Origin of the sequence: Methanoculleus methanifontis (genome assembly GCF_030464365.1) — an archaeon.
GTDB lineage: Archaea > Halobacteriota > Methanomicrobia > Methanomicrobiales > Methanoculleaceae > Methanoculleus > Methanoculleus methanifontis.
This window is the reverse complement of the sequence record NZ_VCYI01000017.1, coordinates 29,209-54,398: the sequence shown is the minus strand read 5'-3', so window position 1 is coordinate 54,398 and position 25,190 is coordinate 29,209. Positions and strand designations below refer to the sequence as shown.

Sequence of the window (25,190 nt, the reverse complement as noted above, 5' to 3'; positions counted from 1 at the left end):
GCACCGCAAGCACGATCCCGATGACGCATACGAGGACGGCAAGTGCCGTTTTCTCCTGCCGTTCCAGCATGGTAAACCCTATCGACGTCCGGGCTAATAACTTCCGTCAGTTTGATATGTTAACAGCATTAACTATCCTACATGGATGATGTGAACCTTCCCCCGTCCTCGAGAAAGATCCTCCTCCTGCTCGAGGGTGGGGGCGCCCTAACCCACAAGGAGCTCGTCCGCCTCAGCAGCCTTGCCCCCCGCACCGTCCGCTATGCTTTAAAGCGACTCAAAGACAACGATATGATCGTGGAGAAGTTCAACTTCAGAGATGCCCGGCAGATCCTCTACGAGTACAAAGACTCCCAGATGGTGTCTGTGCAATGACCGAGCCGTTCTCCTGCGACATCATGCGGTGCGACACCCTTGCGCGAAGGCTGCTTCCGCAGATGCGTGCCGAGATGGTCTACCGCCTGGTGAACGAGCGCGGGATCAGCCAGAGCGAGGCCTCGAAACGCCTCGGGATCAGCAGGGCCGCGATATCGCAGTACATGAGCCGGAAGCGCGGGTTCAACCGGGAAGAGTTTCCCGAAACCCTCGAATCGGTCATTGAGAGATGGGTCTCCGCCGTCGCCTCGGGCGAAGGGACGATAACCATCTGCGACGTCTGCCGCTCCGCCGACCTTATCGGCAAACAGTGACGTTTCAGGTGCGCTTCCGCCGGTAGAGGTAGAGTCCTGTCAGCGCGGCGAGTATACATGCCGCCGCCGCTATTTTGAGCCTGTCGGTTCCCGGAGCGCCGCTCGCTTCACTCTTGTTCGAAGCGTTCCAGTCGTCTTCAAAGACGGCGGCGTAGTACGCGGCGATATCGGGGTGCTCGATGATCACGCCCGCTTCCCGGTTGAACGCCGGTGAGTTGGCGTTCCAGTTGATGCTGCTGACGAGCACCGCCCGGTCGTCGACGATGACGCCCTTATTATGGACCTTGTTGAGGTTGTTCGCTTCGAGGTCGGCGAGCCGGGCTTCGAGCGGCAGCCCCTCGGCCGCGGCAAGCCGGTTGATGACTTCAACCATCTCGTCGTTGTCCGCATCGCCCTCGGTGTTGAACCAGACGGAGTCAAGGAGCACCCGCACCGAGACGTCGCGCCGGGAGGCGTTGATTGCGGCTGCGAGGTAGGGGTTGAAGTCGCAGGCCGTCTCGTTCGTGATGTAGGCCTGCTCGATCGCGATGCTCTCCTTCGCCCCCTCGATCAGTTCGAGGATGAGGACGCTCGTATCCGGGGATACGACCGGGGTCACCCGCGCCCCCTCCGCTCGGCAGGGGGTGAACTCGACCGTGTAGTCGGGCGCCCAGGGCGTGTAGAGTTCGGCTGCCGTCCCTTCGAGCGGGACGATGTCGCCACCCCCCGCATCGAAGAGGAAGACTTCCCGGAAGTAGGCCGCGAGTCCCGTGTCCTCGAGGAGGACGCCCCACCCGCGGTTGCCCTGCAGCCCCGCTGCCGGGTAGCCGCCGGGCTTGAAGTTCTCGCTCCCGAGGAGAACGGTGCTCCCGTCGATGATGAGGTACTTGGCGTGGTCGTAGCGGTACTTCGCGTGGGCGGCATCTGTCGTCGTCATCGAAAGAACCGGGATACCGCTCCGGTTGAGGGCGCCCGCGACCGCACGCCCTTCCGCCGAGACGCCGCCCACCGGCCCGCCCTCGAGGAGGACGGTCACGGCAATCCCTCGCTCGCGGGCAGAGATGAGGTCTTTTGCCATCTTTTCGTCGGTGAACTCGTAGACATTCACCAGGATCTCGCGCTCCGCCTCCGCGACGGCCGCCGAGAAGACCTCGTATGAACAGTCCGGGGCGGCAAACGCGGTCACCGCAACACCCTCGAATGTTTCGGGCGCGAAACAGGATTGGCCGATAAAGAGCGGGCGCGGGTCCCAGACGCCGTCCTTGAAGTAGTGAATCTGCCCTTCCCGGGCGCAGACGTCGCCGGGCCAGGCGATCTGCTGGACGAGGGTTGTTTTGTGGTAGAGGAAGAGCTCGTCCGCCCGGTTTGCCATCTGGAGGTTTCCGTTTGGGATCACGTCCGGCACAGCCGGTGTCCGCTCCTGGATCTCGAAGTCGGGGAGGTAGCCGTGCGACTGCTCGAACGCCGGCCCGCTTTTCGCTACCACCAGTCGCCCGTCGATCCGTGTTCCCGGCGGGAACCGGTAGCCGCCCTCACCGTCCGAGAGGACGTAGCCGTCGAGGATCCCCGTCCCCTCGATCACCAGGTACTCGTCGGGGTCGCCGGACAGGTAGGGGTCCGGACAGAACTCCACGATCTGAATACCCCCGGCCGTGCCGGCAAGGAGGCAGAGGAACAGGATGACGGCGGCGATCCGGCGCATACGCAGGGTTATGTCTTTTCGAGTTTAATAGCAGAGCGATATGACACCGCTAGAATCCCCGCTGGTCGTCAAGGTCGGGGGGAGCCTCTTCGACCGGGTCGTCCCCCTGCTCGACCTCTTCAGGGAGGCCGGGCGCCCGGTGCTGATCGTGCCCGGGGGTGGGAAGTTCGCCGATCTCGTCCGGCGGCTCGACGTCTCCGAGGACGCCGCCCACTGGATGGCGATCGCCGGCATGGAGCAGTTTGCGTGGTATATCGCCTCGCATGGGATCCCGGCAACCTCCACCCTTGCGCTTCCTGTGGAGGTGACGGTTCTGCTTCCGTACTGCGCCCTTCGCAGGGCCGATCCCCTCCCCCACTCATGGGACGTCACCTCCGACACCATCGCCGCCTGGGTCGCTCGCGAACTCTCGGCCGATCTCCTCCTCTTGAAATCGGCCGACGGCATCCATCGTCACCGCAAGTTCCTTGCACGCGTCGAGGATCCCACGCTCACTTCCGACGAGGTCGATCCCACGTTCATCCGGTTCGTCTTCGATCACAATCTCCGGGCCCGGGTGGTGAACGGCAGGCACGACGATCGCGTCCGCCGTGCGCTCCGTGACGAACCGGTCGTCGGGACGCTCGTTGATCCGAGATTTTAATTGCTGCGGCAGCGATATGATAGGTTAACATTCGAGGAAGCAACGATGATAGCGAGAGACCGATGTACCTCCTGCAACGCCACACTGGCTGATGAAGGTTCCACCCGGTTCCCGTGCCCGGTGTGCGCGCACGAGATCAACCGGTGTTACCGGTGCAGGGAGCAGAGCATAGGGTATACATGCCCGGTGTGCGGGTTCCAGGGGCCATAACCATGGGAAACGTAGCCATTATTGTGAAGATCATGCCGGAATCCCCGGAAGTCGACCGTGAAGCGCTCAAAGCGGCGATCAAGGCGGCTGTTCCGGTCGAGGATATCCAGGAAGAACCAATCGGCTTCGGTCTCGTGGCGTTGAAAGCCGCCGTAGTCGTTCCCGACAGCGCCGGGGCTCCCGATGAGGTCGAAGCGGCGCTTCAGAAGATAGAAGGCGTCGGAAGCGCCGAGATCGTCGAATCCACTCTTGTATAAGTGGGAATCCCGATACCCACTTTTATTAGCGAGCCTCTTCAAGCCGTTCCATCACGTCGGCAGTGACCTTGCGGATCTTCCTGACCGACTCGCGGAACCCGGCGACTTCGTTCTCTTCGAGGCTGAGCGGAACCGGAAAGACGCCGTCGCGGTTGATGCGGGCGGGCACGCCGATGCAGACATCGCCGATCCCGTGGATCTCGCTTTTGATGTAACTTGAGACGGTGAGAATGCGGTTCTCGTCTCCGAGGATCGCCTTTACCAGGGTTGCAATCGCTTCTCCCGGCCCGTGGACGGTGGAACCCTTATCCCTGATGATCGTCTCGCCGCTCGTTTTGACGGTCTCGATCATCTCCTGCACGGGCAGCCCCGAGAAGGTGGGCAGGTTCGTGATCCGGATGCCGCCGATCGTCGTCGCCGACCAGAGCGGAACCATGCTGTCGCCGTGCTCGCCGATGATACGGGTGTGCACCTCGCTGACGTGGACCCGGAAGTAATGCGCGATCAAGGATTTCAGGCGCATCGAGTCGAGATGCGTCCCGAGACCGAAGATCTGTCTCGGCTGGAGCCCCGAGTATTTCAGGGCGACGGCGGTCATGACGTCGACGGGGTTCGTTACGAGAAAGAGAATGGCGTCGGGCGAAGACCGGCCGATCGTTTCGGCGGTTTCGGCAATAATCTTTGCGTTCTCGAAGGCGAGATCGTTCCTGTCCTGTCCTGGACGGCGGGGCATCCCTGTCGTGCAGATGACGACATCCGAGTCTTTTGCGTCGAGAATACTGGTGCTGTAGGATAGGCGGACGTCGGTACCTCGTGCAGCGAACGAGTCGGATAGGTCACGGCAGCAGCCTGCGAGAAAATCCTCGCGTCCGGGCCTCCCGACGAGCAGCATGTCGCTGACGTACGGGATCTCGGATACGGTGTGGGCCGCAAATACGCCGACGTTCCCTGTAGCCCCAAGAATTGTTACTTTTGCCATGGAAATCGCCGTTGGGGACACGTCCTTGGTCGACCGTGCGCACAAGCATTCACCGCAGCATCCCTCCTCCACCCCGCAACCCCATGGGCGCCGAACGTCCACGGTAAGTCTGCTCCCTTCCGGGCCTGAACCGGTACCCGCGGCAAAAGGTCGCCGCCCCCTCCGGGACTTTGATACCTTTCCGCCGACCTCATGGGACGAGGCTTCTCCGTCGGGACGCAACGGCTCCTGCAAGCCGCTGCGGCCTTCCTCAGACTTCGCCCCCCGCCGACGACGGTTTCGGGTAACAGGTGACGCCGAGCCACCCAGGCTAGTCCCCGTATATACTGGAGTCTATGGGATAAAAATAGCTCCGCCCACCTGAGCCCGCCAGGCCCCGGTGATCTCTTCGACCTTCCCGGCGTCCGCCTTCTCGAAGAGGTCGAGGGCGGTAAGATCGATGTCCGGCGGCAGGACGGCCAAAAGCAGTCGCAGGTCGCCCTGGTAGACCTCGATCTCCCGCGCGCCGGCGGCGGTAGCGACCAGAACGGGGTCCCGCGCGACCGGCCGGCGGCGGAGGTCGTCGTATGACTGGTGCATCGCCACCTCCCCGATTCCGAGAATTTCCCGGTTCATTTCGAAGTTGCAGGCGGTCCAGAATGCAGCCGCGTACCAGGCGTCGTTCGCGATCACGCGGGTCACTCCCGCCCGCGCGGCGGCGAGGCCGAGTGTCCCGGCGCCGGAGCAGGCGTCGACGAACGTCCGGGGACGGTACCGATCAATCTCACGCTCGAGCGAGAGGATCTTCTCGTCGCGGCCCCGGGGGAACTCGACGTGCAGGGCGGACTGCTGTTTGTAGACGGCGATCGGTCCCGCGCGGGTCGGGAAGATGTCGGCCCGGACGTCGCACCCGGCAAGGAGGGTGTGGCCGGCGGGTTCGGCATCGGTATCGCTGATCCCCGGTGCTCCGGCACCCGTCCTGACGACGCCCCGGACCTCCGGGACCTCGGCGACCAGGCAGGCGGCGGCACGCTCCCCTGCCGACCGGGAGAGGAGGACGAGTGAATCGGGCGGGAGGTAGGGGGCGGAGCGCATGGCGAACCCGGGATGGACGAGCGGTGTTCCGGCGGCGGCGAGGGGTTCGTTCCCGGCAAGGTCTCCTTCAGCGGCCATCACCCGGTATACGTGGGCGAAGACCTCGTCGATGAACCGTTTTCCGCAGGAGGGGCAGGGTTCTGCCGTATCGATATCGGGCGGAGGGCTCCTCTTATCGTAGACGAGTCCCATGCAGTCGGGGCACGGGGCGAAACGGCCGGGGAGTTCCGCGAAGAGTGTGCGGGCGTCCGTGACGCAGTCGTGCCCGCAGACCGGGCAGTGCATGTCGATGCGTTGGAGCCCGCGGTATATAGGCGTTTCACGCCGGCCGCGGCGTCGCGACCACAAGCCCTTCGCGAAGCCATCCCCAGGCGTCCCGGAGGCGGGTTTCCGGGAAGTAGCGCACGTCGACCCCGTTAAAGCCGACAAAGAGCCCCGGCAGGTGGTTCATCCATTCCCGCCACCGCTCTCCGCCGACGACGGCAATCCGATCGACCCGCTCCAGCCCGGGCCACTGCCTGAAGGCTTCCCACCCCTCCCCCGGCCTCCAGCTGCGGAATCCTTCGATCTTTAACAAAAGCCTGACGTTCCGGTTTTCTCCCATTGCTCGTTCCAGCTCCGGGATAAGAATGGTAGCGTAATCGCTCTCGCTCAACTTTCCGTCGAACCGGAACCCGAGAACACTTTCCGAACTTTCCTTCATCCGGTCAAGCATGGGTGCCCCTATAGCCCTCTGAAGAAAAAAAGGTATGGCTGACCTGCAGTGATCTCCCCCGCGGGTATGTATATACCCCTGTGGGGAGATAGACGGGAACGCCCTGTTCCGGCGGGGGGGTCTCTTGAGTGGAACTGCTGCTCTCGATAGGGTTTATCCTGGTGCTCAACGTCATATTCGCCATTACGATAGTCTTCTTCGAGCGGAGGAACCCGACAGCGACGACGGCCTGGCTGATCGTTCTCTTCCTGCTGCCCCCGGTCGGGTTCGCCCTCTACCTGTTCTTCGGACAGAACTACACCCGGCAGAGGATGTTTGTTGTCAAGGAGCATGAGGACCGGTGTTTTCTCCAGGAGACCTTTGAGGAACAGCACCGGGCGCTCGCCGGCAACCATCACCGGTTCAGCACCCCGGCGGCGGAGGAGTTCCGCGACGCAATCTTCCTCCTCCTCCGGAACAACCGGGCCTACCTGACCGAGGGGAACCGGGTTGACGTCTACACCCGGGGCGAGGATAAGTTCGACGCACTCTTTGCCGCAATACGGGGAGCACGCCATAGCATCCACCTGGAGTACTTCGTCATCAACGACGACGATCTCGGGCAGGCGGTCGTCCGCGCCCTTGCAGAGAAGGCAAGGGAGGGTGTCGAGGTCCGTCTCCTCTTCGATGCAATGGGATCCCGTGCCGGGGGCGGGTCGCGGAAGGCGTTCTTTGAACTGGAGGACGCGGGCGGGAAGCTTGGCGTCTTCTTCCCTTCGGTGTACCGGATAAACTACCGCAATCACCGCAAGATCGCCGTCATCGACGGGACGGTAGGGTTCATCGGCGGGTTCAACATCGGAGACGAATATCTCGGGAAGGGGCCGCTCGGCCGCTGGCGCGATACCGCCGTCCGGATCACGGGAGAAGCCGCCCGGATGCTCCAGCTCCGGTTCTTCCTTGACTGGCACTACGTGACCGGCGAGTATCCGGGCCTCGAGGACTGCTGCTCCCCCGAGGAGGGCGCTCCCGGCACGACGCCAGTCCAGATCGTCTCCGGCGGCCCGGATACCCGGTGGAACCCGATAAAGGAGGGGTATCTCAAACTGATCAACTCCGCCCGGGAGTCGATCTGCATCCAGACGCCTTACTTCATACCGGACGAGAGCGTCGCCGACGCCCTGCGGCTCGCGGCACTCTCCGGGGTCGACGTCCGGATCATGATCCCCTGCAAGCCCGATCACCCGTTCGTCTACTGGGCGACCCTTTCGTTCATCGGCGACCTGCTGGATGCCGGGGTGCGTGCCTACACCTACGATGACGGGTTCCTCCACGCGAAGACGATCGTCGTCGACAAGAAAGCGGGTTCGGTCGGGAGCGCGAACTGGGACGTCCGGAGTTTCCGGCTGAATTTCGAGGCGAACGCCTTCTTCTACGACGCGGCCGTCGGGGCCGATCTTGTGCGGGCGTTCGAGGAGGATCTCGTTTTCTGCACCGAGATCACGCCGGAGGACTACCTGGCGCGGCCGCTTGATGTTCGGGTGAAGGAGTCGGTCTCGCGCCTCTTCTCGCCGCTCGGGTGAGACCGTATCACTACCACTTCCTGATATTCTCACGCGAAGCCGCGAAGAACGCGAAGTCCGGTCGACTGTTGGTGACAGTCTCCTTCGCGCCTTCGCGTGAGGCCTTTTCCACCACACCCCATTAACTCACACGAAGCCTAAAGCCTCTCGCGCTCCGGCGCCTCAAAAAACCCCGCGAAGTGCCGGCCTTCTCAGCGGTTCAGCCGGCCCTCGACGAACTTCCTGATCCGGGGGAGGCCCTGCTCCCACCGGGCCTGGAGGATGGGGACGGTGTAGGGGAGGTGGTGCGGGAGGACCGCGGTCCCCATCACGGCCTTTTCGTAGAGCGGCCGCTCGCGCCCGATGACGACGGTCTTCTCTGCCTGGATGGCGTCCAGGAACTCTTCCACGGTATCGGCCTCGGCGCAGGTGACGACCCCCCCGAGTTCGTGAAGGAGGTGGCCGTCGGTTCCGCCGGTCCGCCCGAGATCGTGGGCGACGGCGAGCCCGGCCGCCTTCAGGTTGTGGCTCCGGGCCATCCCGCCGCAGATTACCTCGAGGGCGTCGAGGCGCGAGAAGACCTCTTCGCCGATGCACTCACCGGCGACGCACCGCTCAACCCCCCGGTTCAGGAAAACGTAGCCGCAGGGGTGCGCCTCGGCGGCGATGCAGGCGTAGCCTTCCCGGCGGTCGAGGATCTCGGAGGTGTCGAGGCGTATCGCGGTGAACGGGCCGTCCCTCCGGTTTCTCTCGACGTGGCGCCGGTAGAAGTCCCGCAGGTCGGACGCCGAGTAGAAGTAGAGCAGGATATGCGGGCCGTCGTTGGCGCTGACCTCGATCCCGGGGACGAGGGGGACCCGGATCCCCTGCCGCTGTGCCTCGGCCACGCCGCCGACCTGGTTGTGGTCGGTGATCGCAAGTCCGATCCCTCGCTGTGCCGCGAGTTTCAATGCATCGCGCACGCGGGTGGGGGAGTCGGAGTGCCGGGTATGGAAGTGAAGGTCCGCCGGGAGCAGCCCGAGACGCCGGATCTCTTCGGGCAGGGGTTTCTGGAATACGATGTCTTTATAATATTGCATGGGGTTTCTGTCTGATAACCAATGGGTGTCGTGGGGTGAAAAAGGGTTGCCTGTTCTCCGGGAACGGGCGGAACCGGCACCTATCCCGCCTCCGGTTCGACCGGTATCGGCTCCCGGAGCCAGTCGATGGCGGCGTCCAGGTGACCTTCGGTGAAATAGCGCACATCGATACCTCTAAAACCCACGAAGAGCCCCGGCAGGTGGTTCATCCACTCTTCCCACTTCTCCCCGCCGACGATCGCGATCCGATCGACCTTCTCCATTCCCGGCCAGTCCTTGAGCCTCTCCCAGTGGCCGTGCGACTTCCAGCCGTGAAAGTTCACGATGTGAAAAAGTATCCGGAGCACCGGCTGGCTTCTCTTTGCGTCCTCGAGCGCCGGGATCAGCGTCCCGTCGTAATCTCCTGCCGTCATCTCGCCGTCGAACCGGAACCCGACGACGTTCCCCGCACCTGTTGCCATCCCTTCGAGCATGGCGCCCCCTCTCCGGGGCGGATTAAAAAAAGGTTCCGGCCGTCATTCGGCCGGGGGTTCTTCCGGGACCACCAATTTATCGGTAATCTCCTCCTTTGAGAACCGTGAGAGGTAGCGGTTCCCGACAAGCGCGACGATGACCGACCCGATGAGGACGAAGATCATATCAAGCATGGTGTCGTCGAGCCCGTGCTGGAGGTTCGTGCCGAGGAAGGTGTCGAAGAGCCACTCGTAGATCTCCCAGAACCCTTCCATCGCCATCGCGGCGATGATGATAAAGCCGACGATCATCCACTTCGAGAGGTTCAGTCTGCTGAACCGGTCGAGCAGCAGGACGATGACGAAGGCGAGCACCGAGACGGTTATCCCGGAGATGAGGTGGGCGACCTTGTCGTAGTAGGGGTAGTAGAGCATGTAGAATCCCCGGGTCTCGCCGGCGATGTGGAGGTAGAGCGAGAGAACGATGAGGAGGTTGACCTGCCAGGGGAGCGTGATGCTCCACCGGCGGGTGGCGACGGCGGGGACCAGGGTTAAGCCGAGCGCGATGACGCCGGTAAATACCTGCGAGTATTCGCCGAGCGAGAGCGCGAGGAGGATGTTTGCGCCGATGAGGAACTGGAAGAGGTAGGCGAGGTAGAGGCCGATCGGTCTCTTCATGGATCACGGGTTGGGCGGCGGTTCGTAAGCATCTTGTGCCGCCGCCTACCCCGGCCGGTCATTGTTGCCCCATGATCTCCCCGATCCACCGGGTTTCGTCCCAACTCTCGACGAAGAGTTTCACCGCGATCGTCAGCGGTATGGCGAGGAAGATCCCGACCGCACCGAGGATGAATCCCCAGAAGATGACGGAGAAGAGGATGACGAACGGGGAGAGGTCGAGTTCCCGCCCGGCCATCCGGGGGAGGACGAGGTTTTCTGCAGCGGCGTCGATGAGGGCGATGGCGGCGATGACGGCAATCGCCCCGGCCGGCCCGAACTCGATGAACGCGAGGAAGATGGGCGGGATCGCGGCCACGACGAGGCCGATGTAGGGGACGTAACTCAGGACGAAAGCGATGAACCCCCAGAGCACCGCGAAGTCGACCCCGAGGACGGCGAGGAAGATCCCGGTTCCGGCGCCGGTGATCAGGTTCACCTTCGTCCTGACCACCACGTAGTCGATGAGGATCTTGCCCGACTGCGAGAGGTGCCGGTAGGGGGTGCTCTCCGGTCCCAGGCTGCGCGAGAGAACGGCTGCAAGACGGGGACCTTCCAGGAGAAGGAACCCGATCCCGACGAAGACGAGGAAGGCGTCGATGCCGATGGTCCCGACCTGCCGGACAAGTCCGGTCGCCTGCTGGACGACGAAGCCCTGGTCGATGTAGTCCCATACCGTGAAGCTGCCGACATCGATGCCGTAGTCGGTGAGGACGGCCGCCTGGGCCTCGAGGCTTGCCCGATACTGCGGGAGAGTTCGGATGAACCCGGTAAAGGCCGCACCGAGGAAGATGATCATCCCGGCGAAGATCCCGATGAGCCCCGCGACCACCGTTGCGGCGGCGAGGAGCGGGGGCACTCGCCGGCGGGTCAGCCATCTCATGGCGGGGGCGGTGATCATGGCGAAGAAGACGGCGACGAGGAGCGGGCTGAGGATCGGTGTGGCCACTCGTATCCCCGCGAGCACGATGACGACCGCCGCCCCGACGATCGCGATGCGGGCAGGGGGAGGAAGGTTTCCGGCGATGTTCACAGGATTGGTATGGGTGCTCCACAGAGAAAGAGTTTTCCGGCCGGCTTCTCACGCTCCGGCCTCCACCGCCCGGATGGCCGCCCGGAGCGACTCGCCGATGACCGGTGTCGCGGGGAAGATGTTCCCGGGGCCGATGGCCCCGGCTACGCCCCCTTCTTCAAGTCCCGCAAGGAGCCGGGGATCGACCTCGGCGAGGATAAACCGGTTCCCCCCGGCCGTGACCTTCCGGGCGTAGCGCCCCAGCGTCCTAAAGAGCCCGGTGCCGGCCTCGATCCTTCGGGGGAGAACGAGGATGACGACGGCACCCTCAGCCCCTTCCGGGGACGGGAGCGACCGCTCGATGGCACGGAGGGTGGCGAAGTAGACGCTCCCGGAGACGGAGAGGATGGTGAGGGTGTGGTCTGTGAGCCGTTCTGACGCCGGTTCTTCCCGGAACATCCCTCCCTCGACCGGGACGAGGCGGACCACGGTTGCCTCCCGGGTGGAGGTGATGAGGTAGATGCCAAGCGAGAGGAGGACGCCGACGTAGATGCTGTACTGGAGCGGGAGGATCTGGGTTGAGATGAAGGTGGCGAGCATCGCCCAGCGCCCGGGCCGGGAGTACTTCCAGATGCAGGTGATCTCGCGGGGCTGGTAGATGAGTTCAGCGCCGATGAGGATCAGGATCCCGGCGAGGGCCGGGAGCGGGATCAGTTCCGCGAGCGGTCCGGCGACGACGATGACCGCTCCGACGAGGACGCCCGAGATGAGGTTTGCCGCCCGGGTCTCTGCCCCCGCGGCGACGTTCAAGGCTGTCGCGGAGAGGGAGCCGGCTGATGGGGCGCACTGGAGGAAACTCGTAAGGATGTTTGTAATTCCCTGTCCGGAAAAGTCCCGGTTCACGTCGGCGATGCTGCCGTCCGGCTCGGGGGTGGTCTCCGTGACCCCGACGGCCATCACGAGCCCGATGATGGCGAGGGCGAGTGCCGGGACGAGGAGACCGGGCACGAGAGCGATGTCGGGGATGAGGGGCGCCGGGAGGCCGGCGGAGATGGCGGCGATATCACCGACGAGCGCGACTTCCGGGAACGCGATCCAGGCGAGGAGGGCTGCGATGATGACCGGGAGGAGGAGCGAGACGGAGTTGAGGCGCGGCACCCGCTGGAAGGCGAGGGCGAGGGCGATGGTGAGGAGGCCGACGAAGAGCGCCTGCGGCTGGATCTCTCCCGCGTGGAGGAGGAGGCCGGGGATGGCGAGGATCTGGATGGCTTCCCGCGGGAGCTGGTAGCCGGTAAGGTTGCCGAGCTGGCCGAGGATGATGAGGAGCGCCGCACCGGTGACGAACCCGGTGAGGACGGCGTTCGAGACGAACCGGGTCAGGCTGCCTGCTTTGACGAGCCCGAACCCAAGCTGGAAGATTCCGACGAGGAGCGTCAGGACAAAGAGGGTGGCCGGGACGTCGGTTTGCGGCACCGGCGCGAGGACGGAGTAGATCGAGACCGCGAGGACGTTTGAGAGCATCACCTTGAGGTAGGTGGAGCCGGTGAGGTACGCCCCGATCGCGGTCGAGAACGCGGCGGTGTAGAGGCCGTAGATGGGGTTGACCCCAGCGACGAGGGCGAACCCCATCCCCTGCGGGATGCCGACGAGCGCGGTGGTCGTCCCGGCGACGAGGTCGGCCGGGAGGCTCTTCTTCCAGTCCGGTCCGCCGGCAGACATGCTCGGTGAGGGTGCGGGGTGCGGGATATAGGTTGCCCCCCGGTCGGTCTTCGGGTGAGGTGCCGGGCAACTATCCGGGATCTCCGGATAGTTCAACGGGATGAGGCGGATTCCCCCGGTGGGGGCATAATGGGCTCGTGGTCTAGCTGGTTATGACGTCGCCCTGGCAAGGCGAGGACAGATGGAGTGGGCCGTGGGTCGAGAGCCCGGTCAAACTTGCGTGGAACGACTGTTGGGCCTTGTATGCAGCCGACTTCTGGCGTGAGCTTATGGTCTAGCTGGTTATGACGTCGCCGTGGGTAGGCGAAGTCGTCCCACTAGACCATAAGGGGCAGGTGCCGGTTCGGGAGAAGATGTTCTGCACCTTGCACCTGCTGAGAGTGCCGGTGCTGTACTGCTCACGACGGATGATGTTCTCATCAGGGTTATTATCGGATAGATCCCTATCTGGGTATACAATCCTGCGCAGCGGCTCATGGAGGTGGATTGCCGATGGGAGCGAAGACGCTTGACGAGATCCGGACCCGGGGGTTTGAGGCGCTGGTGAAGAGCCTCGGGCCTGCCGGTGCGATACGGTTCGTCCGGAGTTACTCCCGCGGGAGCGGCGACTATACCCGGGAGCGCAGGGTCTCGGTTGAGAGGGATCTCGGTGCGGCCGTTGCAGGGGTTCTGGGGTGCCGGAGGAGGGAGGATTCACTGTAGACCGGTTGATTGAGAGCACATCCCAAAAGCATGTAATAATCAAATATTAACATGATTCAGAGCGCTCTTACACACGTTTTTAGACAATTGAACAGTATATTGAGTCAAAGTTACTGACACGGCTTCCCATTGGATATCGCCCCGCGAGGGAGGGAACGGGAGGGGGTGTCCCCCTCCCGGCAGAGGCATTTCGGGACAATCTCTGAGTGTAGTAATCCCGGAAAGCAAGGTGTATACATTTATCCCAAAATGGGTTGATGCCTCATGCATGAAGATATTCCTCACGTACTGCAGTTGGCAGAAGGATGACTCATTCAAAAAAACCAGCGAGGCAGTGACCCCTGACAGACTGTATACCAGCGAGCGAATCCAGATATTTATCCAGGCATGCAAGGCGGCCGATGCGTTCTGGGCGATCTTTTCAGATGAGTATGGAGTATGGTTTCCGGGAGAGTGTAAGAAATGGTACGACAAACCGCCCGATACGGTCACTCCTGCGGAGTTTGAGCAGCTTGTCTCCAGGGCCGAAAAGAGCCTGGAGAAATATGAGATATTCTTCTATGGGGATCCGAACGACTCGAAGTTCCACCCGTTGTATCGAGACCTCATAGAGAGACTCAAAGACGCCGGGCTCAAGATCACGCTCTTCAGTGATCTCGGCAGTATCGCTTCTCTGGCTCACGAGAATGATGGGATCTACAATCCCCGGAGTGGGGTGCTATTCCTTACAATCTGTTCGTTCCGGAAGGCGGAAGAGGGGTTTCCGTATTACAATGAGGGTGACACGATCTACGCGAGATACCTCCCGGATTACCATGATGAAATCGTATCCAGAAGGAAGGAGGTTTTTAGGGCTCTGTCTCAGGGGAAGATCCTTTTTGACAAGGCAGACCAGAAAGATCATCCCTATAACCAGTACCTGGTAAGCGGCCGAGATTTTGGTGGTTCTGAGGAGGGTTTCTATCTCCCTGCGCTCTGGAGATATGAGGGGCGATTTTACCAGAGCCTTAAGGTTCGCGGCAAAAGGGCTGTGATGAACTCCGGGCACCACTTCCTGATTCTATCCGGCCTGTATGGGGTCATAACACCTGTCGACCCGGTGCAGCTCTACTCGATACCGCTCTACGACGATGATCCGGTTCAATGGATATGGCTGGATAGTGATTTCCTGACGAAGGTCCTCTTCGACTATGTCAGATCCCGAGGCATCCGGCGAATTTTCGATTTTACAGGTATCTACTACTATCGGGATCTCATAAACTGGCAGAGTTTCAAGGGGATGGTTGCAGAGAGTGGAGTGGAGTGTGACGTCTTGCACGTCTTTTCCCCGGTTGGTGCGGGCGATAATGCTCTGTCTGCGTTTGGAGAGAGTATCGCTCAGCAACTTATTCACTATACCGAAGATCAGTTGTGCTCAATCAACCCGGAGGATTCAATTGGGAATGTGTACTTCCGGGCCATCCACGGGGCTCGCGCGGGTATGGCGAGCGATTTCCCGGCCGATCAACCTATGATCGCGCTCGAAAAGATCATCGATCCAGATGCAAAGAAGATCCTTGCAAGTGCGGATCGGGCAACAGTCCATTCTTATCGGAACCCAAACAATCCTCCAGATGCGGGTTCGTCTCTTATATGGCAGTATGGAAAAGGATTGGAGAAATTGTTGCATCAGGAGATTACACGAAGGATCGGTGACCAACTACGAGGAGCACATGGAAAAAGTATCCCTCAGAGCGTTCAGTATCAGTCCAAGGATGAGGGTAGACTTTTGAAGTCCTTTTGGTATTCGGATCAACCTTCTGGAAAACAGATTACGCTGGGTCAATGGGCCCGATTACCAAATGATCTGATCAAATTTCCTGAGAGTTCTTTCGTGATTGAATTGCACTGGCTGCTTGATCAGGGCTCATCGGGCAGGTTTATTGGGGTGGCAGAGAAATGCGGTTTGGTAGCTGGGATACGGAACAAAGCAGTTCACCCGAACGTAATATCGTTCGAAAAAGGGATGGAAGAGCGAAGAAAGATTGTGCCAACAATTAACGAGATCATTGACCTTATATACCCGAATTCTCCCTGATACCTGCCAGCGAAACCAGGTTGATGAACCCCAAGGAGGAGTGTCTGGAGGGGAACACCATCAGCGCGCGGATTGGTTGGCGGTTCTTTAGCCCTGCCGGCGGGCACGACCACCCGCAGAACCGCTTCCCCCCCGGACCCGGGACCCGGCCTGGTAATCGTGGTTTGTCTATCGCTTCAAAATCATTTTGCATAATGAAACAGGGGCTTCAGACAGTCCCGAGAAACAATCGGAAGGCTTATCCCCCCTTTAATGCCATTGTTCCGCATACGATCTCTGATCACGGTTCCCGCAGGCCTCTCCGGGCGGATGCTGGCACGGGGAGCCCGGAGGGAGAGGTATGATCGGAAAATATGGTCTATTTGTCGTAATTTCTCTGCTGGCGGTTCTCGCCTGCCCGCCTGCGTTGGCGTCTGAGGTCGGCGAGTACGAACTCGTCGCCACGTGGGGATCGCTCGGCGCGGATGACGGGCGGTTCAATAATCCGACCGGGATTGCGGTCGATGGTGAGGGGAATGTCTATGTGGCGGATACTGGTAATGACCGAATCCAGAAATTCGACAATACCGGTGCGTTTCTCCTGAAATGGGGGACAAGGGGTTCTGGTGACGGCGAGTTTTACTCTCCGCGGAATATCGCTTTGGATGCTGATGGAATGGTGTATGTGGTAGATGGTTCCCGCATACAGGTGTTCGCTGGTAACGGGACGTTCATTAAGAAGTGGGGATCCTATGGCAGCGGCGAAGAGCAACTCCAATCTCCCCGGAGCATCGCTTTTGATACCGACGGCAACGCCTATGTCATCGCAGGAGGCGGGATTAAGAAGTTCGGTAGCGATGGGAACTTCCTTACCGCATGGGGAGCACTTGGCACCTATGATGGGGAGTTCAACAACCCGACGGATGTCGCGGTCGATGGTGCCGGCAACGTCTATGTCGCGGACTGCTACAATAACCGCATTCAGAAGTTTGATGGCACGGGCACGTTCCTCCTGAAATGGGGCACAGAGGGTTCTGGCGATGGGCAGTTCCGGTACCCGGAGGGATTAACGACTGATACCGATGGTAATGTTTATGTAACGCAATGGAATCGGCCTATCCAGAAGTTTGACAGTTCCGGGAATCTGCTTGCAATATCTACCGATCCGTTCTACGTTTGTAACGGGATAGCAGTTGATGCCGACGGCACTGTCTATGTGGCAAACTCAGATGATCATTGTGTCCGAGTTTTTGAACGATCCCAGGTACCAACACCTACCCCGAACGTAGTGCTCGATGTTGTACTGAACAATTCGCGACTGGACTCCGTGAACGGCAGATCCATATCCCGGAACACTGCCCTGGCATTTAAGTTGACGAACAACCTGAATGGGTTCAGCAACCTAGATGTCGCTGCCCCACCCGCCATGAAGATCGACGTCACCCTGCCTGGCGGCGGCGTGACAAACCTATTCGGCGGTGTTGACCTCACGGCCATCCCGATGAACGGCACGACTGTACATATGGCCCCTATCAACCTGACTGGTGTCGAGGCCGGGACCTACACCGCCCAAGCGAAGTGGCCCAGCACCTCTGATTTCTACGGTAAGGGTCTTGATTCCAACACTGTGATCTTCCAGGTTACCTCCGGAGCGGTAGGCATCACGTCGAACAAGGACACGGTTGTTCGTGGCAACCCGTTCACCGTGACCATCACCGGCGAATCCGGGCAGGACTACTTCCTGACTATCGAGAACCCCGGTGCACAGCCCCCGACGTTCCGCGCGAACCAGCTCGGTGTGACCCCCACGGCTGATGTGAACAACGTCACCGTCAGAATCACTGCAGCCGGCACCCGGTCTGTCGAACTGCTCACCAACACGGCCACGAGAGAGGCAAGTTACACCCTCCGCGTTACCGACTCCCGTGACGCAAGCAGGTACGACGAGGTCCGTGTGAGGGTCGAGACCGGCTCGGTCACCATCACCGCCTCCGGCACCGGTGTCTACTACATCGGCGAGGAGATCACCCTCTCCGGAACCAACAGCGACAGCGACACCACCTACCTCTTCCTGACCGGTCCGAACCTCCCGACCAACGGCGTCAGGCTCCTGGACGTGACCACCCCGGTGGAGAACGGCGACCCGGCGACCTTCACCCGCGTGTACGTCGAGGCCGACGACACCTGGTCCTACAAGTGGAACACTGCCGACGTCGGCAGGCGTCTTAATGCCAGCGGCTACACGATTTACGCCGCTGCACAACCTCAAGGCAAGGGAAACCTCACCGGCGTCAGGCTCGCCACGACATCCATCGTGCTGAGGGCTCCCTCTCTCACTATACAGCCATCCGGGGCCACCCTTACCCCGGGTGACGACTATCGGGTTAGCGGGATTGCAACGGGCTACCCGTACGCCGTCCAGGTCTGGATCCTCGGCCCGGATTATTACCATTCTGGAGCCGCGACGGTGGAGAGTGACGGCACCTTCGAGTACGTTCTTGCAGGCGCTGACACCAGTGATCTCACGGAAGGCCGGTATTACGTGATCGTTCAGAACCCAGGATGTAATGGCTTCGATATCTGGGTTTCGCATCTGGATCCGCTTACAATCTCGGGTAACGGTATAATTCCAGTGGTTCTTGGCAACCTGGGGGCTGCCGACGCGGCAAGTGCGCTGATCAACGCCCTCGACTCTCCGAACATCGATGACATCTATGCGAATTTCACCTTTATTGTTGGAGAGGCGACGTTCAACATCAGCCCTGACGCGATCACGCCCGGAGAAACTATCACTGTTGACTTTAGCGACCTTCCCGACGGTGCTGCCTTCTCGCTCGGCATCCGCGGCGACTTCGCCGCGAATCCGGAAGAGACATTCGCTTTTACGATTCGAGACCTCACCCTCCCCTTCGCCCTCACCTCGGGAGAGGTGAACGCCTACACGAAAGGCACGGACTGGACCGAGCTTACGGCAGAGCTCCCGGATGGGGACTCCGTCATTATGCGCTACAACGCCGGCCCGAACGGTGAGGTCCGGATCAGCCAGCCCCGCAACATTCCAAGTGGGACCCTCAGTCTCGTCACCCTCCGCGGGGAGGCCGCGGCCACGAGCATCATCGCCGACCTGACGGTTCTCGGCACGAAGCAGGGACCCAATGACGGCACGATCTCCTTTGCCATCGAGGGGGTCGACCAGGGCACCGCGACGGTCACTGTCTTCGTCGACGGGAGCCAGGCCCTCTCCCGTGCGATCGCCGTCGTGGGCGACCCGGCCCCGCTCCCCGGCGACAACCTCACCCTCTCGCCGGGCTGGAACTTCGTCTCAATCCCCCGGCCCCTCGCGGCTGGCAACGACACCACGGCGATCTTTGCCGGCGTCGACGTTGACGGCCACTCGGCCCTCCGCTACGACACCGCCAACAGGAGCTGGATAAACCTCAAGCTGACCGACCGCCTCGCCCCCCTCGAAGGATACTGGATCTACTCGGCCGGGCCCGCGACAGTCCCGCTCAACTTCTCGACCGATCCCCTCATTTCGCCGGCGGAGCGCGCCCTCGCGGCCGGCTGGAACGCCGTCGGAATCACCGGCAGCACTCCGGCCACGGCACGGGACGCCTTCCACTCGGTCAAGGGGCAGTGGTCGAACCTGATCGGGCATGATGCCACGACACAGACCTTCGAGGCAGGGATCGTCAACGGCGGGAGCGGGGAATACGCCGATGATAGACTGGTATACCAGGGCCGGGGCTACTGGCTCCACATGACCGAGCCGGGCACCCTCGGCGCCATAGGAGCGTGATGCGGATGAGACGAATGCTCTGGCTCCTCATCCTCCTCGCCCTCGCGGCGCCTGCATCCGCGTTTCCCGCCCTCCCGGCAGAGTTCTCGGGCTCTGTCACGATCGACGGGAACTCCGCGCCGGCCGGGACCGTCATCACCGCCCGGATTGGAGATCGCGACTGTGGCTCGCTCACCCTCACCACTGCTGGTGTCTACGGCGGGGATGCCCTTTTTGACGAGCGCTTGGTCGTCAGCGGAGAGGAGGGTGATGCCGGGAAGACCATCACTTTCCTTGTCGACGGGGTTAAAGCCTCCAAGACCGCGGTCTACACCCCTGGCACCTCCTCAAGCCTTGCTCTCGCGGTGACGAAGGGTAGCGGATCCGGTGGTTCTTCCGGCGGCTCTTCCGGGTCGTCTGGTGGCGGCGGCGGTGGTGGTTCATTTGGCTCATTCATGCCTGCAGCACCGGTGATGGAGTACACCGGGAGCGGTTCTCTGCAGACCGATGCTGAAGGTGCGGTTCAGTTTGCGACCGTCGTCACCACCACGGAGGGGGATGCCACCCTCTCCATCGCTCCGGGTGTCCGGGCAGAGGGCCGTTTCGGGAGGCCGCTCAGTACGGTGAGCGTCAGGAGTGTCCCTCCCGCCGACCTCCCCACGCTAGGTGAGGGAGGAGAACCAATCGGCCGGGCACTCCGGTGCGGTCCTGACGGTGCAACCTTCGACCCGCCGATCGAGGTCTCGTTCACCCTCACCCCGGAGGAGTGGGAGCAGTCGGGGGCTGGGGAGCGCTTCGTCGTCTGCTGGTACAACAGCGAAACCAGCGCATGGGAACCCCTCGCAACGACGGTTCGTCCCTCGACCCGCACGGTCGTCGGCGCGATCCCGCACTTCACCCTGGTTGCCGTCTTTATCGAGACCGCGTCGGTGGAGGAGACCGCGGCGACGACTGCCCCCCTCACCGAGCCCTCCCTGACGCCCGACCCCGTGGCGTCGGCGACCGCCGTGCAGCGGGCCGGGCTGCCGTTCTCGTGGCTTACCGGTCTTGCGGCCCTGGCCGGAGCAACCCTGCTCGTCGGTATACGGAAGCGTGGCTGACCCTCTTCTCCACGGGGGACCCATCCCCCTCCCTGCATGCGAAAACAACCCCCTGACCCTGGCTCCATCCTGTCCTGCTCAATAAGATACTTTAATATATTTTTACACATATGTGTAATAATCGAGGTGATACACCATGCCAGGATTTGATGGAACCGGCCCGGCCGGCCGTGGCCCGATGACGGGTGGTCGGCGGGGGCGGTGCGTCCTGCCCGGGACGTCTGTGGCGGAAGGCGAATCTTCCACGCCGGTGCTTCGCGGTATCGGCCGGGGCGGCATCCCGTGGGGGTGCGGCCGCGGTTTTCGTCGCGGCGGCCGGTGATAGCGGCCGGTGCCGGAGCGAAGGCACTATCTGTACCGGAGACCGATCTCTACCCAGGAGATCGGTAACATGAACGAGAGAGAACCCGGCGAGGGGCGCGGCCGCCGCCAGCGGGGCAGGCCCCGGGTTCGGCGGATGATCGGGGACCAGGGGGCGTTCCGGTGTTTCGGCCCGCTCTGCGGGGGACCCGACGAGTTCGTCGTCGTCCTCCCCGAGGAGGTGGAGGCCCTGCGGCTCGTCGACCTCCAGGGGCTCGAGCAGGAGGAGGCCGCCGCCGCCCTCGGCGTCTCCCGAAAGACCCTCTGGCGCGACCTCCACGGGGCGCGGACGAAGGTCGCCGACGCCCTGGTGCACGGGAAGACGATCCGGATCGTCGGGTGCGGCCGCGAGCGGGAGGAAGGGTGCCCGGAGGATGAGGATGCCTCCTTTGAGCCGTCGCCCCGGTGATTGATCTGAGGGCATCCGTTCCGAACTTTTTTGCGAAGAGCGTTGACCCGGAGACGGTTCAAAACCCGATCCGGCCGTGTACGGCTAGTTCATCCCCATATCACGCAACCGGTTGGTCTCTTCGTCAAACGACTGGTGGATGGTGGAATACTGCACCCGCCCGGCTTTGATGCATTCCCTGACGGCACGCTCCCGTTTGCTCAGGTTGGCGGCTTTGCCCGTTTTGATCTCGACGAAGACCACCTTCTGCACCTCATCGGCGTCGGACAACCCGTCGAAGACGATGAGATCGACCGGCGTCCCCAAAAACCGTGCATCCTCTCCACCTACCGGGTTCCCTCACGGAGTACTTGTAAAACGCATGGGCCCGGAGGGATTCGAACCCACGACCGCCCGGTTATGAGCCGGGCGCTCTGACCGGACTAAGCTACGGGCCCGAGAATTGTGATGCAGCCGACCTGAATTCGGAAACAGCGCATTCAGTTCAGATCTCCGGGTTTTCCCGGAATCTCACTGCATATAAATATTGTTCTTTGATCATAAAAACATTGTGCGCGTCCTGCAGGCCCCCGCATACCCGGCAGGCGCAGCGCCCGGAGATCCGCCGTGCAGAACTGCCGACGGACGTCCGGCGCCTGGTATAAAAGACCGCCTGCGGGAAGTCCTGGGACGTTCTTACCGTGAGCTCTGGTGCTGCTCTTTCCACCGCATCCAGTTGTTGTAGGCGTCCATATCCTTCTGCTTGAGTACCTCCTGGACACTGTTGTCGATCTCGGTGGTCGTCATCCCGCTGTGCGTGCTCCCCTGGATCTGCTGGGTTATCTCGTCCGCCAGTTGCTGGTTTGCTCCGGCGTTCTGCACCGACCTCCTGATCTTGTCAGGGTTGAACTGCTCCTCCTGGTTGTTGGTCTTCCGGACCATGGTCTGCTGCCAGGGCCGGGACTCCATCTGCTGTCCTGCCATTCTCATCACCACATCAATTATCTGTTCTTTCTTTCCGCTTGAGGCCCGGGTGCCTGTTGCACCCCGGATTACGGTTTCCGGGGGCTTCACCCGGCCCCGATTCGGTTGCAAGCTGCAGCCTGCCGGGCAACAGTGGGACATCGGATACTTATAAGTTGCGGCCGCCGGCAATCGTCTTCTTCCCGTCGAAGCAATGGATTAACGGCGCCTTCTTTGGCGATGAAGAATCGAACGGCCCTTTTTCGTGGGGCATGCCGGCGGCGCCGGTGCAGAGGAGGGGGCGTCCGGTGGTGGGTGGCGGCGCTGCGATCCCGATCCGCGACCGCCCGGGAACAAACGTCCCGATCCACAGAATCTGGGAATGACAGCGCTGGTGAACCACCCCACCATGAAGGGGGGCTTCCTGCTTTACATTTCTTCGACCACACGCGAAACCGCGAAGAACGCGAAGCGCGGCGCCCCGGCTCAAGAAACCCCGGGGTTCGCGCCTTCGCGCCTTCGCGTGAGTAGGCAGTTCGCGCCGCCCCTCGTTCCGTGCCGGGCCGACCCTTACGCACCCTCGGCGTCCCGGATGGCCGAGAGCACCTCCTCTCTCCTCTTGTCGAGGAGTTCCGCCGTATCCGCCTCGATGTTCAGCCGCACCACCGGCTCGGTGTGGGAGCGGCGGATGTTGAACCACCAGTCGGGATAGGCCGCCGTCAGCCCGTCGAGCCGGTCGAGCTCCGCGTCCCGGTAACGCGCCGCAAGCACCGCGAGCACCACCGCGGGCTCGCTCACCGCCAGGTTGATCTCCCCGGTCGAGGGGTAGCGGTCGAGGGGTCTGATGAGCTCGGAGAGCGTCCGGCCGCTCGCGGCGAGGATGTTTGCAACCATGACCAGCGTGAGGAGCCCGTTGTCGGTAAACCCCATGTCCCGGTAGTAGTAGTGCCCGGAGAGTTCCCCGGCAAAGAGGGCGTCCTCCTCCCGCATCGCGGCCTTGATGAAGGCGTGGCCGACCCTCGAGCGGACGCCCCTTCCCCCGGCCTTCTCAATCGCCTCGCGGACCGCCCGGCTCGACCGGAGGTCGTAGAGGATCGTTGCCCCCGGGTTCTCCTCGAGCAGGAACTCCGCAATCAGCCCGGTCACCAGGTCTTCCCGGACGCGCTCGCCCCGCTCGTCGACGAGCCCGCACCGGTCGCCGTCGCCGTCGAACGCCACCCCCATATCCGCGCCCTCGGCCACGACCCGTTCCTGCAGTTCCCGGGTGGTCTCCGGGTCGAGCGGGTTTGCGTGGTGGTGGGGGAACCGGCCGTCGGGCTCAAGATACAGCGGCACGAGCCGCCATGCTGGAACCCGCTCAAAGAGCCGGGGGATCTCCGGCCCGGCCATCCCGTTCCCGGCATCCACGACGACCGTGAGGGGTTTGGGCGTCCGGACGAACCCGGCCGCCGCCCCGACGTAGGCATCCAGCATCCCGGTCTCGCGGGACGACCCCCCGGCGCGGGCGACCTCCTCCTCCCCGACCCGGGTCTCCAGGAGCGGCAGGTCGCGGTCGCCGGAGAGGGGGACGGCGTTTTCGCGGGCGAGTTTGAACCCGTTCATCTCCCCGGGAAGGTGGGAGGCCGTCACCATCGCCCCGCCGTCGAACCCCCCGGCGATGATCGCGTAGTTGAGGAGGGGCGTGCTCGCCATACCGATATCGGCGACCTCCGCCCCGGCCTCGACCGCACCCCTGATGAACGCCCGGGAGAGCGGTTCCGACGAGAGACGCATGTCCCGGCCGACGACGATCCGCTCCGCCGCAAGAAGGGCTACAAATGCGTTCCCGATCTTCTTCGCCGTCGCCTCATCGAGTTCGTCCGGGTAGCGCCCCCGGATGTCGTAGGCCCGGAAGATCCCGGCCATTCACGCCTCCCCCCGGAGCGGCGAGATCTCCCGCAGCCGCTCGATGATCCCGGGGAGCACTTCAAGGACATAGTCGACGTCTTCCTCGGTGTTCGCGTACCCGAGGGTGAGCCGGAGCGAGCCGTGGGCATGCTCCGGCGGTAGACCGCACGAGGTCAGAACGTGCGAGGGTTCGAGCGACGCGGAGGTGCAGGCGCTCCCCGTCGAGGCGGCTATCCCGAGGGCATCGAGCATGAGAAGGATCGACTCTCCCTCGACGTAGCGGAACGCGACGTTCACGTTGTTTGCCAGCCGCTCGGTCGGGTGGCCGTTCAACCGGGTGTCCGGGATTGTGTCCAGGATCCCCCGGATCAGCCGATCCCGCATCGCGGCAAGCCGGGGAGCATTCTGGGGCATCCCGGCGACCGCGAGTTCGATCGCCCGCCCGAGCCCCACGATCCCGGGAACGTTCTCGGTTCCGGCTCGCTTCCCCCACTCCTGCGCCCCGCCGTCTATGAACGTCCCGATCCGTGTTCTTTTCCTGACATAGAGCGCTCCCGTCCCCTTCGGGCCGCCGAACTTGTGGGCGGAGAGGGCGAGGAGGTCGGCACCCATCTCGTCCACGTCCACCGGGAAGGCCCCGATCGCCTGGACGGCGTCGGTATGGAACGGGATTTTGTGGTCGTGCGCGACTTCCGCGATCGCTCTGATTGGCTGAATCGTCCCGATCTCGTTGTTCGCGGCCATCACCGAGACGAGGATCGTCGCATCGGTGATCGCCTCCTCGACCGCCGCCGGCTCCACCCGCCCAAACTCGTCGACCGGGAGGTAGGTGACCCGGTAGCCCTGCTTCTCCAGGCTCCGGCAGGTGTGGAGGACGGCGTGGTGCTCGATCGCGGAGGTGACGATATGGTCGCCCTTTCCCCGGAGGGCCGTCCCCTTGATCGCCCAGTTGTCGGCCTCCGTCCCGCCCGACGTGAAGAAGACCTCCTCGGGGGTCGCGCCGATCGCCGCCGCCACCCGCCCCCGCGCTTCCTCGACCGCCTCCTTCGCCTCGCGGGCGAGGGAGTAGAGCGAAGAGGGGTTCCCGAACCGCTCCGAGAAGTAGGGGAGCATCGCCTCGAGGGCTTCCGGCCGCACCGGCGTCGTCGCCGCATGGTCCATGTAGACCGACCGTTTCCGCTCCATACC

General features: G+C 62.6%; 24 protein-coding genes, 1 tRNA gene, 1 other RNA gene and 1 pseudogene. 12 read left to right on the top strand and 15 right to left on the bottom strand.

Annotated elements, in window-relative coordinates; genetic code table 11:
* Positions 1-141 precede the first annotated feature (141 nt).
* On the top strand, positions 142-375 hold the full coding sequence (locus FGW20_RS11745) for a winged helix-turn-helix transcriptional regulator (RefSeq protein WP_301678276.1): 234 nt from the start codon (positions 142-144) through the stop codon (positions 373-375).
* Entirely contained in the window at positions 372-689 is a 318-nt protein-coding gene (locus tag FGW20_RS11740; protein WP_301678275.1) for a transcriptional regulator, read from the top strand. Before FGW20_RS11745 ends, FGW20_RS11740 begins: the two co-directional genes overlap by 4 nt.
* A gap of 4 nt (positions 690-693) precedes the next feature.
* On the opposite strand, the gene FGW20_RS11735 is transcribed toward FGW20_RS11740, so the two are convergent.
* On the bottom strand, positions 694-2,370 hold the full coding sequence (locus tag FGW20_RS11735) for a phospholipase D-like domain-containing protein (protein WP_301678274.1): 1,677 nt from the start codon (positions 2,368-2,370) through the stop codon (positions 694-696).
* A 40-nt stretch (positions 2,371-2,410) separates the two neighbouring features.
* Between FGW20_RS11735 and FGW20_RS11730 the strand changes: the two genes are divergently transcribed.
* From FGW20_RS11730 to FGW20_RS11720, 3 genes are read left to right on the top strand one after another with little or no spacing between them, the layout of a single operon-like run.
* The gene (locus FGW20_RS11730; RefSeq protein WP_301678273.1) at positions 2,411-3,013 is read left to right on the top strand and encodes an amino acid kinase family protein; all 603 of its coding nucleotides are present in this window, start codon (positions 2,411-2,413) and stop codon (positions 3,011-3,013) included.
* A 45-nt stretch (positions 3,014-3,058) separates the two neighbouring features.
* Positions 3,059-3,223 (top strand): zinc finger domain-containing protein, encoded by a 165-nt coding sequence (locus FGW20_RS11725; protein WP_437178578.1) that lies wholly within the window; start codon positions 3,059-3,061, stop codon positions 3,221-3,223.
* Positions 3,224-3,225: 2 nt separating this feature from the next.
* Positions 3,226-3,480: an elongation factor 1-beta gene (locus tag FGW20_RS11720; RefSeq protein ID WP_301678272.1), complete on the top strand. Its 255-nt coding sequence runs from the start codon at positions 3,226-3,228 to the stop codon at positions 3,478-3,480.
* Positions 3,481-3,505: 25 nt separating this feature from the next.
* On the opposite strand, the gene FGW20_RS11715 is transcribed toward FGW20_RS11720, so the two are convergent.
* The 4 genes from FGW20_RS11715 to FGW20_RS11700 form a co-directional block, all read right to left on the bottom strand.
* Positions 3,506-4,459: a malate dehydrogenase gene (locus FGW20_RS11715; protein ID WP_301678271.1), complete on the bottom strand. Its 954-nt coding sequence runs from the start codon at positions 4,457-4,459 to the stop codon at positions 3,506-3,508.
* Positions 4,460-4,470: 11 nt separating this feature from the next.
* Positions 4,471-4,780: signal recognition particle sRNA (gene ffs / locus FGW20_RS11710), an RNA gene on the bottom strand.
* Between the two features lie 12 nt (positions 4,781-4,792).
* Positions 4,793-5,818: a hypothetical protein gene (locus tag FGW20_RS11705; protein ID WP_301678270.1), complete on the bottom strand. Its 1,026-nt coding sequence runs from the start codon at positions 5,816-5,818 to the stop codon at positions 4,793-4,795.
* Between the two features lie 34 nt (positions 5,819-5,852).
* Positions 5,853-6,248 carry a SpoIIAA family protein gene (locus FGW20_RS11700; protein WP_301678269.1) on the bottom strand — a complete coding sequence of 132 codons (396 nt, stop codon included), beginning with the start codon at positions 6,246-6,248 and terminating at the stop codon, positions 5,853-5,855.
* A gap of 128 nt (positions 6,249-6,376) precedes the next feature.
* Between FGW20_RS11700 and cls the strand changes: the two genes are divergently transcribed.
* Entirely contained in the window at positions 6,377-7,810 is a 1,434-nt protein-coding gene (gene cls, locus FGW20_RS11695; RefSeq protein WP_301678268.1) for a cardiolipin synthase, read from the top strand.
* Positions 7,811-8,001: 191 nt separating this feature from the next.
* Here the strand turns inward: cls and FGW20_RS11690 are convergent, their stop codons facing one another.
* From FGW20_RS11690 to FGW20_RS11670, 5 genes are all read right to left on the bottom strand, one after another.
* Positions 8,002-8,868: a PHP domain-containing protein gene (locus tag FGW20_RS11690; protein WP_301678267.1), complete on the bottom strand. Its 867-nt coding sequence runs from the start codon at positions 8,866-8,868 to the stop codon at positions 8,002-8,004.
* Between the two features lie 80 nt (positions 8,869-8,948).
* Positions 8,949-9,341, bottom strand: coding sequence for a SpoIIAA family protein (locus FGW20_RS11685; protein ID WP_301678266.1), 393 nt, complete (start codon positions 9,339-9,341; stop codon positions 8,949-8,951).
* A gap of 42 nt (positions 9,342-9,383) precedes the next feature.
* Complete coding sequence (locus FGW20_RS11680; RefSeq protein ID WP_301678265.1) at positions 9,384-9,998, bottom strand: DUF2238 domain-containing protein; 615 nt, start codon at positions 9,996-9,998, stop codon at positions 9,384-9,386.
* 58 nt (positions 9,999-10,056) lie between these two features.
* Positions 10,057-11,070, bottom strand: coding sequence for an AI-2E family transporter (locus tag FGW20_RS11675; protein ID WP_301678264.1), 1,014 nt, complete (start codon positions 11,068-11,070; stop codon positions 10,057-10,059).
* 48 nt (positions 11,071-11,118) lie between these two features.
* Positions 11,119-12,768: a SulP family inorganic anion transporter gene (locus FGW20_RS11670; protein ID WP_301678263.1), complete on the bottom strand. Its 1,650-nt coding sequence runs from the start codon at positions 12,766-12,768 to the stop codon at positions 11,119-11,121.
* A 492-nt stretch (positions 12,769-13,260) separates the two neighbouring features.
* Between FGW20_RS11670 and FGW20_RS11665 the strand changes: the two genes are divergently transcribed.
* From FGW20_RS11665 to FGW20_RS11640, 6 genes are all read left to right on the top strand, one after another.
* Entirely contained in the window at positions 13,261-13,470 is a 210-nt protein-coding gene (locus FGW20_RS11665) for a hypothetical protein (protein ID WP_301678262.1), read from the top strand.
* A gap of 268 nt (positions 13,471-13,738) precedes the next feature.
* Positions 13,739-15,547: a peroxide stress protein YaaA gene (locus FGW20_RS11660; RefSeq protein WP_301678261.1), complete on the top strand. Its 1,809-nt coding sequence runs from the start codon at positions 13,739-13,741 to the stop codon at positions 15,545-15,547.
* Between the two features lie 340 nt (positions 15,548-15,887).
* A complete protein-coding gene (locus FGW20_RS11655; RefSeq protein ID WP_301678260.1) occupies positions 15,888-19,325 on the top strand; it encodes an NHL repeat-containing protein in 3,438 nt (1,145 codons plus the stop codon).
* A complete protein-coding gene (locus FGW20_RS11650) occupies positions 19,325-20,404 on the top strand; it encodes a hypothetical protein (RefSeq protein ID WP_301678259.1) in 1,080 nt (359 codons plus the stop codon). Before FGW20_RS11655 ends, FGW20_RS11650 begins: the two co-directional genes overlap by 1 nt.
* A 136-nt stretch (positions 20,405-20,540) precedes the next feature.
* The gene (locus tag FGW20_RS11645; protein WP_143706417.1) at positions 20,541-20,726 is read left to right on the top strand and encodes a DUF5320 domain-containing protein; all 186 of its coding nucleotides are present in this window, start codon (positions 20,541-20,543) and stop codon (positions 20,724-20,726) included.
* A 69-nt stretch (positions 20,727-20,795) separates the two neighbouring features.
* Positions 20,796-21,173, top strand: coding sequence for a DUF134 domain-containing protein (locus FGW20_RS11640; RefSeq protein ID WP_301678258.1), 378 nt, complete (start codon positions 20,796-20,798; stop codon positions 21,171-21,173).
* Between the two features lie 84 nt (positions 21,174-21,257).
* On the opposite strand, the pseudogene FGW20_RS11635 reads toward FGW20_RS11640, so the two are convergent.
* The 5 genes and pseudogenes from FGW20_RS11635 to nifS all read right to left on the bottom strand — a co-directional run.
* Positions 21,258-21,485 (bottom strand): annotated as a pseudogene (locus FGW20_RS11635) (Holliday junction resolvase-like protein); the annotation flags it as partial.
* A gap of 50 nt (positions 21,486-21,535) precedes the next feature.
* Positions 21,536-21,610, bottom strand: a tRNA-Ile gene (locus tag FGW20_RS11630).
* A 238-nt stretch (positions 21,611-21,848) separates the two neighbouring features.
* The gene (locus FGW20_RS11625; RefSeq protein WP_301678257.1) at positions 21,849-22,136 is read right to left on the bottom strand and encodes an ATP cone domain-containing protein; all 288 of its coding nucleotides are present in this window, start codon (positions 22,134-22,136) and stop codon (positions 21,849-21,851) included.
* A gap of 549 nt (positions 22,137-22,685) precedes the next feature.
* Positions 22,686-24,020 carry a phosphomannomutase/phosphoglucomutase gene (locus tag FGW20_RS11620; protein ID WP_301678256.1) on the bottom strand — a complete coding sequence of 445 codons (1,335 nt, stop codon included), beginning with the start codon at positions 24,018-24,020 and terminating at the stop codon, positions 22,686-22,688.
* Complete coding sequence (nifS, locus tag FGW20_RS11615) at positions 24,021-25,187, bottom strand: cysteine desulfurase NifS (protein WP_301678255.1); 1,167 nt, start codon at positions 25,185-25,187, stop codon at positions 24,021-24,023.
* Between the last annotated feature and the right edge of the window lie 3 nt (positions 25,188-25,190).

Coding starts and splice junctions, on each gene's coding strand:
- FGW20_RS11720 (WP_301678272.1), top strand. CDS start 3,226: ATGGGAAACGTAGCCATTATTGTGAAGATCATGCCGGAATCCCCGGAA.
- FGW20_RS11735 (WP_301678274.1), bottom strand. CDS start 2,370: ATGCGCCGGATCGCCGCCGTCATCCTGTTCCTCTGCCTCCTTGCCGGC.
- FGW20_RS11650 (WP_301678259.1), top strand. CDS start 19,325: ATGCGGATGAGACGAATGCTCTGGCTCCTCATCCTCCTCGCCCTCGCG.
- FGW20_RS11730 (WP_301678273.1), top strand. CDS start 2,411: ATGACACCGCTAGAATCCCCGCTGGTCGTCAAGGTCGGGGGGAGCCTC.
- FGW20_RS11645 (WP_143706417.1), top strand. CDS start 20,541: ATGCCAGGATTTGATGGAACCGGCCCGGCCGGCCGTGGCCCGATGACG.
- FGW20_RS11680 (WP_301678265.1), bottom strand. CDS start 9,998: ATGAAGAGACCGATCGGCCTCTACCTCGCCTACCTCTTCCAGTTCCTC.
- FGW20_RS11700 (WP_301678269.1), bottom strand. CDS start 6,248: ATGCTTGACCGGATGAAGGAAAGTTCGGAAAGTGTTCTCGGGTTCCGG.
- nifS (WP_301678255.1), bottom strand. CDS start 25,187: ATGGAGCGGAAACGGTCGGTCTACATGGACCATGCGGCGACGACGCCG.
- FGW20_RS11745 (WP_301678276.1), top strand. CDS start 142: ATGGATGATGTGAACCTTCCCCCGTCCTCGAGAAAGATCCTCCTCCTG.
- FGW20_RS11660 (WP_301678261.1), top strand. CDS start 13,739: ATGAAGATATTCCTCACGTACTGCAGTTGGCAGAAGGATGACTCATTC.
- FGW20_RS11640 (WP_301678258.1), top strand. CDS start 20,796: ATGAACGAGAGAGAACCCGGCGAGGGGCGCGGCCGCCGCCAGCGGGGC.
- FGW20_RS11670 (WP_301678263.1), bottom strand. CDS start 12,768: ATGTCTGCCGGCGGACCGGACTGGAAGAAGAGCCTCCCGGCCGACCTC.
- FGW20_RS11725 (WP_437178578.1), top strand. CDS start 3,059: ATGATAGCGAGAGACCGATGTACCTCCTGCAACGCCACACTGGCTGAT.
- FGW20_RS11625 (WP_301678257.1), bottom strand. CDS start 22,136: ATGGCAGGACAGCAGATGGAGTCCCGGCCCTGGCAGCAGACCATGGTC.
- FGW20_RS11620 (WP_301678256.1), bottom strand. CDS start 24,020: ATGGCCGGGATCTTCCGGGCCTACGACATCCGGGGGCGCTACCCGGAC.
- FGW20_RS11705 (WP_301678270.1), bottom strand. CDS start 5,818: ATGCACTGCCCGGTCTGCGGGCACGACTGCGTCACGGACGCCCGCACA.
- FGW20_RS11685 (WP_301678266.1), bottom strand. CDS start 9,341: ATGCTCGAAGGGATGGCAACAGGTGCGGGGAACGTCGTCGGGTTCCGG.
- FGW20_RS11665 (WP_301678262.1), top strand. CDS start 13,261: ATGGGAGCGAAGACGCTTGACGAGATCCGGACCCGGGGGTTTGAGGCG.
- FGW20_RS11690 (WP_301678267.1), bottom strand. CDS start 8,868: ATGCAATATTATAAAGACATCGTATTCCAGAAACCCCTGCCCGAAGAG.
- FGW20_RS11715 (WP_301678271.1), bottom strand. CDS start 4,459: ATGGCAAAAGTAACAATTCTTGGGGCTACAGGGAACGTCGGCGTATTT.
- FGW20_RS11655 (WP_301678260.1), top strand. CDS start 15,888: ATGATCGGAAAATATGGTCTATTTGTCGTAATTTCTCTGCTGGCGGTT.
- FGW20_RS11740 (WP_301678275.1), top strand. CDS start 372: ATGACCGAGCCGTTCTCCTGCGACATCATGCGGTGCGACACCCTTGCG.